At 70.7% G+C, this 321-nt stretch carries 1 protein-coding gene; it reads left to right on the forward strand.

The genetic code is table 11. The annotated features are described in order from the left end of the window. Positions 1-89: 89 nt before the first annotated feature. Positions 90-321: Lrp/AsnC family transcriptional regulator (locus G3I65_RS54995; RefSeq protein ID WP_160704440.1), on the forward strand; the 232-nt coding region annotated here is incomplete at its 3' end.

The raw sequence follows: 321 nt of genomic DNA on the forward strand, positions 1-321 counted from the left end.
GACGCAACCAAGGCCACCTTGGGGCGCTTGACGCATTCTTGCACTGTCACCCCTTGACTTGACGTTTTCCCGCATTCAGGATGCCTCTCGTGCAGATCGAAGGCAAGGCACCTGAACTGGACCGGCGCATCGTCGCCGCCCTGCAGCTCAACGGGCGGGCGTCGTGGGGCGCCATCGCGCGGCACGTCGGGGCGAGCGAGTCGACCGTCCTGCGACGCGCCGCGCAGCTCACCGACAGCGGGCGGCTCCGGGTGATCGGGGTCGTGGACGTGCTGCGGTGCGGCCTCGGCGTGCCGGTGCTCGCGCGGCTGCGGTGCCGGC

This window comes from Amycolatopsis sp. SID8362, from assembly GCF_010550475.1.
GTDB classification, from domain to species: Bacteria; Actinomycetota; Actinomycetes; order Mycobacteriales; family Pseudonocardiaceae; genus Amycolatopsis; species Amycolatopsis eburnea.